General features: G+C 64.9%; 8 protein-coding genes. 2 read left to right on the forward strand and 6 right to left on the reverse strand.

Annotated features, from left to right (window positions below):
• Positions 1 to 79 precede the first annotated feature (79 nt).
• On the forward strand, positions 80 to 610 hold the full coding sequence (locus BMX93_RS11335; RefSeq protein WP_091971125.1) for a DUF1707 SHOCT-like domain-containing protein: 531 nt from the start codon (positions 80 to 82) through the stop codon (positions 608 to 610).
• Positions 611 to 644: 34 nt separating this feature from the next.
• On the forward strand, positions 645 to 1,646 hold the full coding sequence (locus BMX93_RS11340; RefSeq protein ID WP_091971127.1) for a Gfo/Idh/MocA family protein: 1,002 nt from the start codon (positions 645 to 647) through the stop codon (positions 1,644 to 1,646).
• A 63-nt stretch (positions 1,647 to 1,709) separates the two neighbouring features.
• Here BMX93_RS11340 and ileS read toward each other — a convergent pair whose 3' ends face one another.
• The 6 genes from ileS to BMX93_RS11370 form a co-directional block, all read right to left on the reverse strand.
• Entirely contained in the window at positions 1,710 to 4,937 is a 3,228-nt protein-coding gene (ileS, locus tag BMX93_RS11345; RefSeq protein WP_091971129.1) for an isoleucine--tRNA ligase, read from the reverse strand.
• A gap of 302 nt (positions 4,938 to 5,239) precedes the next feature.
• Positions 5,240 to 6,043, reverse strand: a complete 804-nt coding sequence (locus BMX93_RS11350) for an HAD hydrolase family protein (protein WP_091971131.1) — start codon at positions 6,041 to 6,043, stop codon at positions 5,240 to 5,242.
• Positions 6,044 to 6,159: 116 nt separating this feature from the next.
• Positions 6,160 to 6,555 carry a hypothetical protein gene (locus BMX93_RS11355; protein ID WP_143052904.1) on the reverse strand — a complete coding sequence of 132 codons (396 nt, stop codon included), beginning with the start codon at positions 6,553 to 6,555 and terminating at the stop codon, positions 6,160 to 6,162.
• Between the two features lie 187 nt (positions 6,556 to 6,742).
• Positions 6,743 to 7,597: a PTS system mannose/fructose/sorbose family transporter subunit IID gene (locus BMX93_RS11360; RefSeq protein ID WP_091971134.1), complete on the reverse strand. Its 855-nt coding sequence runs from the start codon at positions 7,595 to 7,597 to the stop codon at positions 6,743 to 6,745.
• A gap of 14 nt (positions 7,598 to 7,611) precedes the next feature.
• Complete coding sequence (locus tag BMX93_RS11365; protein ID WP_091971136.1) at positions 7,612 to 8,433, reverse strand: PTS mannose/fructose/sorbose transporter subunit IIC; 822 nt, start codon at positions 8,431 to 8,433, stop codon at positions 7,612 to 7,614.
• 73 nt (positions 8,434 to 8,506) lie between these two features.
• A complete protein-coding gene (locus BMX93_RS11370) occupies positions 8,507 to 8,920 on the reverse strand; it encodes a PTS sugar transporter subunit IIB (protein WP_091971137.1) in 414 nt (137 codons plus the stop codon).
• Positions 8,921 to 9,006: the final 86 nt, after the last annotated feature.

Raw genomic sequence — 9,006 nt, forward strand, 5'->3', positions numbered from 1 at the left:
GGCACTGTGATGAGGGCACTGTGATGAGGGCACTGCGGCGCAGGCGGACGCCATGCTCCCCTAGCATTGGTCCGTGGACATGCCGGAGATGCGCATCGGCGACGCCGAGCGCGATGAGGCCGTCGCTCGGCTGCGCGAGCACTACGCGAGAGGACGGCTGAGCGCCTCCGAGTTCGAGGAGCGGATGGGCACCGCAATGGCTGCCCACACCCGCAGCGAGCTCGTCCCGCTGTTCCGCGACCTGCCCCGCGATCCAGACACCCGCTTCTTCACTGCCGGCACCGCCACGAGCAGTGAGCTGGAGCCACACGCTTCCTCCCCGGCCCCCAGCCCCGCGAAGAATCTCGTTCTGCGCCGCACACTCGATGTGGCGATGGCCGTTGCCTGGCCATTGGCGATCATCGCCATCCTGGCCGGTGGGCCCTGGTGGGTCATCCTCGTCCCGGTCCTGCTGCTCCCGGCGCTGCGCGCCGGTATGTTCGGCAGCGACGCGGAGCGCCAGGCCCGTGAGCAGCGCCGAGAAGCCCGCCGCGAGAACCGGGAGGAGCGGCGCCAGAACCGAGGCGAACGGCGCCCACCCAGTGATCCGCACGACGAACTCGGCATGTGAGACCCGCGCGGCGATCAGCTCCTAGGATCGGACCATGACAATTCGCTGGGGCATTGCCGGACCGGGCCGTATCTCCCACACCATCGCCGCCGAGCTCGCCGCCGTCGCGGACGCCGAGTTGGTGGCAGTGGGCTCGCGCAGCGAGGACCGAGCGCAATTGTTCGCCGCGGAGTTCTCGATCCCCCACGCGCACGGCAGCTACCGCGCGCTCGTCACCGATCCCGATGTCGATGTGGTGTACATCGGCACTCCTCACCCTCAGCACCATCCGCTGGCGATGGCGGCAATCGAGGCCGGCAAAGCGGTCCTCGTCGAGAAGGCGATGACGTGCACCGTGGAGCGCACCCGCGAACTGGCGCAGGCCGCCCGCGCAGCGAAGGTCTTCGCGATGGAGGCCGTCTGGACGCGCTTCCTGCCTGCCACCCGCCTCGCCCACGAGCTGGTCGACGAGGGGCGGATCGGTGAACTCACCGCGATCCAGGGTGATCTGTTCGCCCATCGCGACTTCAACGCCACCGACCGGCTTTTCGCTCCCGAGCTCGCCGGCGGCGCGATGCTCGATCTGGGCGTCTACGTGCTGCATTTCGCCCAGGACTTCCTCGGTGCACCCAGCGGTGTCGAGGTGACCGGGAGCCTGTTGCCCAACGGTGTGGACGGCGCCGAGGCCATCCAGTTGCGCTATGACTCGGGTGTCGAAGGCCTGGGGCGCACAGCTCAGCTCAGCTGCGGGCTGACCACCTATGGGCCGGGGCGCATGGTGATCTGCGGCACCCAGGGCTACCTCGAGGTGCTGCCGCGCTTCCACCATCCCTCGCGGCTCATCCTCCACCATGGCCACGACGAACCCGAGGTGATCGAGCGCCCCTACGAGGGTCTCGGCTACCGCCACGAGCTCGCCGCGGTCACCGAGGCGATGAGCCAGGGGCTCACCGAGCACCCGCTGCTGCCCCTCGACGACTCGATCGCCGTCGCGCAGGCGATGACGATCGGGCTCGCGCAGCTGGGTTACCAGCCGGCCGACGCCACCGAGATCTGACTCGACGCGCGAGGGGCAGGGCCGCCGGGACACGACATCCCAGGGGACCCCGCGGCGCTCGGCTCAAGCCTTTGCGACACGCACCGCCAACCCGCTCTCCTCGTCGCGCCGCCAGCCGTCAGCTGGCTCCTCGATGCCACGCCAGCCGTCAGCTGGCTCCTCAATGCGACGCATGGAGGTAGCGAGCACCTCCGAGGCGATGAGCTGCGCATGGGCCTGCACGGCAGCTGCCAGTTCCTCGTCGGTCGTCGACCACGCCAGCTCGATCCGGTCGGAGACATCCAGCCCGGCCGCCTTGCGGGAGTCCTGGACGAAGCGGATCACCTCGCGGGCCCGCCCGGCGCTCACCAGCTCGGGGGTGAGCGTCAGGTCAAGAGCGATCGTGTCGCCCTGCACATCGGCGACCGACCAGCCCTCGCGCGGACGCTCGGTGATGAACACATCGTCGGCGCCCAGCTCGACACTCCCGACTCCCTCGACGTCCAGCGTCACGCTGCCCTTCGCGAGGGCAGCGGCAAGCTGAGCGGCATCGGCGGAGGCAATGGCCTTGGCCACGACCGGAGTCTGCTTGGCATAGCGCTTGCCGAGCGCCCGGAAGTTCGCCTTGGCGCTGTACTCCACAACGTCGCCGGCCGAACCGAAGGAGCCGAGCTGTTCCACGTTGAGCTCAGCGGTGATCTCCCCGATGAGCTCCTCGTCCAGCTGGGCCAGGGCCGCGCTGCTCACCAACGCGCGCGCCAGCGGCTGACGGGTCTTCACCTTGGCCTCGGCACGCGCCGCGCGTCCCACCTCGACGAGCCGACGGGCCACCTCCATCGAGTCGTCCAGCCGGGTGTCGATGAGTGCCTCGTCGGCCTCGGGCCAGCTCGTCAGGTGCACCGACTCGGGCGCGCCCGCAACGGTCGAGCGGAACAGGTCCTGCCATACCCGCTCCGTGATGAAGGGCGCCAACGGGGCCATCAGCCGGGTGAGGATCTCCAGTGTCTCGTGCAGGGTCCACAGCGCCCCGGGATCCCCGTCCCAGAAGCGACGACGCGAGCGCCGCACATACCAGTTCGAGAGTTCGTCGACGAAGTTGCCGATGAGCGCGCCGTAGTGCTGGGAGTCGAAGCCTTCCAGCGCCGCGGTGACATCGCGGACGAGCTGCTGGGTGGCTGAGCTGAGCCATCGATCGAGCACATGACGCTGGGAGACCTGCGGAGCCTGGCCGCTGGGTGTCCAGGCGTTGGCCCGGGCATACAGGCTGTGGAAGGCGACCGTGTTCCAGTAGGTGAGCATCACCTTGCGCACCACCTCTTGCACGGTGGTGTCGCCCACCCGGCGCGCCGCCCACGGCGATCCCGAGGAGGCCATGAACCAGCGCACCGCGTCGGCGCCATGCTTGTCCATGAGCGGGAGGGGCAGCAAGATGTTGCCCAGGTGCTTGCTCATCTTGCGGCCATCCTCGGCCAGGATGTGGCCAAGGCACAGGACGTTCTTGTAGCTCGACTCGCCGAAGACCAGGGTGGGCACGACCATCATCGTGTAGAACCAGCCACGCGTCTGGTCGATCGCCTCGCAGATGAAGTCGGCCGGGAAGTGCTGCTCGAACTTCTCCTTGCTACCCTCCACCCACGGATAGCCCCACTGCGCGAACGACATCGACCCCGAGTCGAACCAGGCGTCGATCACCTCGGGGACGCGCCGGTAGGTGCCAGGATGCCCGGGCAGCGTGAAGGTGACGTCGTCGACGAAAGGCCTGTGGGGGTCCATCTGCGCCAGCTCGGGCCGTCCGGCCAGCCTCGCCAGCTCCGCGCGCGAGCCGACACAGTAGATCTGGGAAGGGTCCTCGTCGTTGCGCCAGATGGGCAGCGGCGTACCCCAGTAACGGGTGCGCGAGAGCGCCCAGTCGATGTTGTTGCGCAGCCAGTCGCCGTAGCGGCCCCACTTGATGCTCTCGGGGTGCCAGGTGGTCGCCGCATTCTGCTCGAGCAGCTGTGACTTGCGCTGGGTGGTTCGGATGTACCAGCTGGGCTGGGCGTAGTAGATGAGCGGTGTGCCGCATCGCCAGCAGTGCGGGTAGGAGTGGGTGTGGTCGACCTCGCGGAACAGGATGCCGCGCTCGGCCAGATCTGCCAGCACCGAGGAGTTCGCGTCCTTGAAAAACTGTCCGCCCACCAGGGGCAGTTCGGGCTCGAAGGTGCCGTCCTTGCGCACCGGGTTGACGATGGGCAGGTTGTTCGCCCGCCCCACCTCCATGTCATCGGCGCCGAAGGCAGGCGCCTGGTGCACCAGGCCCGTGCCGTCCTCGGTGGTGACGTAGTCGGCGAGGACGATGAAACTGCCGCGCCTGTCGAAGGGCACGAAGTCATAGGGGCGCCGGTAGTCCCAGCCGGCCAGCTGCGCGCCCGGTTTGGAGTCGAGGACCTCCCATCGCCGTGCGCCGTCCTCGGTGGTCTCGCCGAGCACCGCGTCGAACAGCGGCTCAGCGATCACCAGGCGCTGCCGGCCGTCGCTGACGAGCAGGTAGGTGACGTCTGGATGCACGGCGACCGCAGTATTCGAGATGAGGGTCCACGGCGTGGTCGTCCAGACCAGCAGGGCGGCCCCCTGCCCTGCCCATGGGCCGGAGGTGAGCGGGAAGGTGACGAAGATGGAGGGATCGACGACATCGCGATAGCCCTGGGAGACCTCATGGTCCGACAGCGCCGTCTCGTCGTGGGGGCAGTAGGGCGTCACCCGGAAGTCCTGCACGAGCAGGCCCTCGTCGAAGATCTTCTTCAGCGCCCACCACTCCGAATCGACGAACTCCGGGTCCATCGTCCAGTAGGCGTCGTCCATGTTCACCCAGTAGCCCATCCGGCGGGTGAGCTCGGCGAACTCGTCGACATGCTCGGTGACCGATTCGCGGCACTTGGCGTTGAACGCGTCGATCCCGTACTCCTCGATCTGGCTCTTGTGGTCGAAGCCGAGTTCCTGCTCGACGGCCAGCTCGACGGGCAGGCCGTGGCAGTCCCAGCCGGCCTTGCGGTCGACCCGGTAGCCCCTCATCGTCTTGAAGCGCGGAAAGAGGTCCTTGAACACCCGGGCCTCGATGTGGTGGGTGCCGGGCTGTCCATTGGCGGTCGGCGGGCCCTCGAAGAAGTTCCAGCGCGGGCCGTTCTCGGTGGCGCGCCAGGACTTGCGGAAGGTGTCATTGGCCTCCCAGAAGGCGATCACCTCATGGTCCATGGCGGGTAGATCGATCTGGGCCGGCACCGCCTTGTAACCGGATGTCTGCCTGAGCGCTGGGGGCTGCGTGCTGCTCGTCATGCTTCCTCTTCGTCGTCCATGTCAGTGACGTGGTTCACGAAGGGACGAGAAACCCGGACGTCAGGTCCGGGTGGCCCGCGGTACCACCCTTCTTGGAGCTGCGCTGTGGCGCTCCCTCTTGCTTGTGGCCGCTGCCGGTTCTAGTGAGCCGGGCGTGCCCGGCCGTTCTTCCGGCGGCTCCGGAGTGATGGCTCCCTCGACGCCGTGCGACTGTGGCCATTGTAGACATGAGCCTGTGGGCAGGCGAAGCCCGAGCCCAGTCACCGGCTACCGGCTACCGGCTACCGGCTACCGGCTACCGGCTACCGGGGAATTGTCTCCGCCTGATTCGGCTCTGCCGATCCACCGAGCAGCCGCTCAATGAGCTCGGCAGCAGAATCGACTGCCATGTCGCACTGATCAATGACCTCGCGCGGTGCGCTCCGCAAGGTCACCGAGAGATCTGCCTGCTCATGCATGCTCAGGTCGTTCCAGGAGTCACCGAGCGTGATCACCCGGCCATGAGCTGGCAGCACGTGGTCGACCAGCTCACGGAGCGCCGATCCCTTCGTCGCCCCCGCGGGCACGATGTCGATGAAATCCTGGTTGCGGTGGACCGCCGCACAGCTCGCCAGCACCCTGCCCAACTCGGCGGCAATGCGCACCTGATCAGGCTGTTGCGGAACGAAGACCGGGATGCCGAAGAGCCGTCGGGTGCTGAGCCATTGCAGGCTCGCCGGCTTGAAGGTGGGAAGGATCGTCGAGGTGCGTCCCACGTGGTTGAAGACCTCGTAGTCGCGTTCGATGTCGGAGGCGTAGAGCGCAACCTGTTCATCGTCGAGCACGTCTGCGACCTGTGCGAGGGTCCCGGGATCATGGCTGTGTTCGACGAGTGGGCGCAGGGCAGCGTCGGTGATGACTCCGCCCGTGAAAGCAATGACATAGTCCGGTAAGAGCAAACCCTCGTCGTGCCATACGCGCCGAACGGCATCGATGGATTTCCCGGTGTCCAGCACCAGGGTGTTCCCGGCATCATGCCATCGCTGGAGTGCTGCCCGGTCCGCGTGGCGCACACCGTCGCGGAACACGACCGTGCCGTCCAGATCGCTCACCAGAACGTCATTCATTCGATCCCTCCGGGCACCATTGCCTTCCGGCCGGTGCGCCTGGTCACGCTATCTCTTCGCAGCGGTGCCCACTTGGATACCGGGCCCAGCTGTGATGCCGGGCCATTTCCACCACGTTACCGTCCGGCGCGTCCACGGGGTTTGTCGACGAAAACAAGGTATTCGTTGAGGGTCGCTTTCGATTCCGCAGTCAACACCTTGTTGTCGTTGAGCATCTGGGTGCACCTGGCCTTCATGAAGGCCAGGTACTCCTTGTTCCCGGTGCGCCTGTATTGCCGGCGAGCTTCCGCGAGATCGCTGAAATCACCTGCCGCCTGGTTCTCCAGAAGACGCCTGCCCAGCAGCACGACAATGGCCAGGACGAGCGCCACAAGGCTCCCCCAGCCCCCGGTCAACGGGTAGAGCACGCAGGCCACCACCAGCAGGCCGGTGACGATTTTGGCGGATCCGTGGACATAGCCCTCCGGCTTGTCCTGTTGCGGATTGAGGAAGTCTTTTGTCGCCGCAAGCACATTCCGCGTTGCCCCTGGCGAATTGTCGTCGTTCTGCACAGCACCCCCAAAAGTCCAGTAAACAATCTGGCCGGCCCGGGGTCTTCCGGGCCGAATCCCAATCTCCAAGCACCAATTACAAGCACCAAGCACCACGACCGGGGTGGATGCAGGTGCGCCCACCCCGGTCCTTCCTGCGCATTTCTGATCAGAGTCCGAACAAACCGACCCAGTATCCGAGAATCCCCAGAGCAAACATCCCGAAGATGATCCAGATCGCATTCACACGACGCCGCAGCAGCCACATCGAGCCAAAGGTCATCAGCAAAGCAACGAGGCCGGGAAGCAGGGCGTCAAGCTGGCTCTGCAGGGTCAGCTGGACGGGCTTACCCGCATTGTCTGTGTAATTGGCGATCACCAGGGGCATCTTGATTGACGTCCATTTGGAAACCAAGGCGCCCATCACGAACAGGCCGAGGACCGAAGCCATCTGGGTCAGCTTCTTGAGCCGGTTTCCGGTGACATCACGAATGATGTCCGTTCCCTGCTGATAGCCGAGACGGAAACCATACCAACGAGTCAGCATCCGGATCAGGTTGATTCCAACGAAGAAGATCAGCGGGCCGACGATACTCCCGCTCACCGCGAGGGAGGCTCCCAGCGCAGCGAGCACAGGCCGTGCAGTGCCCCAGAAGATGGGGTCGCCGATTCCGGCAACAGGCCCCATGAGGCCGATCTTCACATTCGTGATGTCCGCCGTCTCGATGGGTTCCCCAGCTGCCTTCTGCTCTTCCATGGCCGCGACCACACCCATGATCGGTGACGCCGGCCACGGGGTCGTGTTGAAGAACTCCAAGTGGCGCTTGAGTGCTTCGGCCTGGTCGTTCTTGTCCTTGTAGAAGCGCTTGATCGCAGGGATCATCGACACGCAGAAGCCAATCGCCTGCATGCGTTCGAAGTTGAACGAACCCAACAGGAAGGTGGACCTGATATAGGTGGACCGAATATCACCCTTGGTGAGGCCACCGGAGGTCTTCTGCTCTGTCTTCACTGCTTCAGACATTTGGGTTCCACCCTTCAGATCAGTTCATCATCAAGATCGTTTGCGGCAGCGATACCTGGTTGGCCACCTGGCGGCGGCTGTATCGAGTCATGGAATTCGGGGTTGAGCTGGACGTAGATCATGGCCAGGCAGATACCGATGATGCCCAGCGCCACCAGCGTGATGCCGCTGTTCAGCGTTGTCATGAACGTCGCAACCACGAAGCCCAGGAAGAAGAAGGGCATGAGCACTCGGGCCTGCATCATGTTGATGACCATGGCATAGCCCACGACGACGATGAATCCACCGGCAACCTGCAGGCCGGACGTGACAACTTTCGGAATGGCGGCCAGCCATTGATTCACTATTTGTGTGCCGGCCACTGCGGCGACCGCGGCGGTGGGGATTGCCACCCGAAGTCCTTGGAGGGCCAGGCCGCCGAAGTGACACAGCTCGATTCCGCGGAAGTTCGCCTTGGCGGCGAAATTGTCCGCCTGGTGCTGGAAGAAGACGGTGATGGTGCGCACGAAGATGGTGAGCACCTGACCGGCGGCAGCCAGCGGCACGGCGATGGCGATGCCCTCGGACACCCCCTGCTTCCCAACGATGACGATGACCGAGGCGATCGTCGAGGCGAGTGCCGCGTCAGGGGCCATCGCGGCGCCGACATTCATCCAGCCCAGCGCGATGAGTTCAAGTCCGCCGCCCAACAGGATTCCGGTGTGGAGATTGCCGAGCACCAGGCCCATGAGCGTGCAGGCGACCAGTGGCCGATGGAACTGTCGTTCGTCGAGAACACTTGCCATGCCCGCAACAAGGGCCACCAGGATGACGAGGACGAATTGCAAAGGACTCACGAGAGAGCTCCTGCCAGAATAAGGTTAAACAATTGTTCTTGATTGCGCGTCGCGATTGGCGTATCAGTGGGGTTCACAGCAGGCCCTTGCTGCGCAGCAGATCCATCAACTGGACCGGTCTGTTGGTCGGCAGTTGCTGGAGCGTCAGGCGCACGCCGCGCTTGTCCAACTCCGAGAATGCTTCGATGTCATCCTTGCCAACCGAAACAGCCTCAGAAATGCGGGTCATGTTTTCCTTGTAGGTCATGCCTCCGACATTCACGTCGGTGATGTCAAGGCCCAGGTCGAGCAGGCGCACAACGTCACGAGGGGTTTCCACGACCATGAGCACCTCGAGATCGGCATATTTCGGATTGTTGTAGACCCGGGCCGTCTTCTCGATGTCCACGACGAAGGTCTTGGTGCTCCCTGGCGCGACCTGGAGCATCAACGTCCTGCGGAGTTCATCGTGGGCAGCATTGTCACTGGCGGCAATAATCGGGCTCATCCCAATCGAGGGTGTAGTTGGGGTCTGAATCCGCCTGTCTCGAGCAGGCTTCTGGCGATGTAGTTGGTGAGGTTGCGGAAGCCCAG

The sequence above is a fragment of the Propionibacterium cyclohexanicum genome (genome assembly GCF_900111365.1).
GTDB classification, from domain to species: Bacteria; Actinomycetota; Actinomycetes; order Propionibacteriales; family Propionibacteriaceae; genus Propionibacterium; species Propionibacterium cyclohexanicum.

Excerpts from the sequence above, each read along its gene's own strand:
- BMX93_RS11370 (WP_091971137.1), bottom strand. The coding sequence starts at position 8,920 with ATGAGCCCGATTATTGCCGCCAGTGACAATGCTGCCCACGATGAACTC.
- BMX93_RS11350 (WP_091971131.1), bottom strand. The coding sequence starts at position 6,043 with ATGAATGACGTTCTGGTGAGCGATCTGGACGGCACGGTCGTGTTCCGC.
- BMX93_RS11340 (WP_091971127.1), top strand. The coding sequence starts at position 645 with ATGACAATTCGCTGGGGCATTGCCGGACCGGGCCGTATCTCCCACACC.
- ileS (WP_091971129.1), bottom strand. The coding sequence starts at position 4,937 with ATGACGAGCAGCACGCAGCCCCCAGCGCTCAGGCAGACATCCGGTTAC.
- BMX93_RS11360 (WP_091971134.1), bottom strand. The coding sequence starts at position 7,597 with ATGTCTGAAGCAGTGAAGACAGAGCAGAAGACCTCCGGTGGCCTCACC.
- BMX93_RS11335 (WP_091971125.1), top strand. The coding sequence starts at position 80 with ATGCCGGAGATGCGCATCGGCGACGCCGAGCGCGATGAGGCCGTCGCT.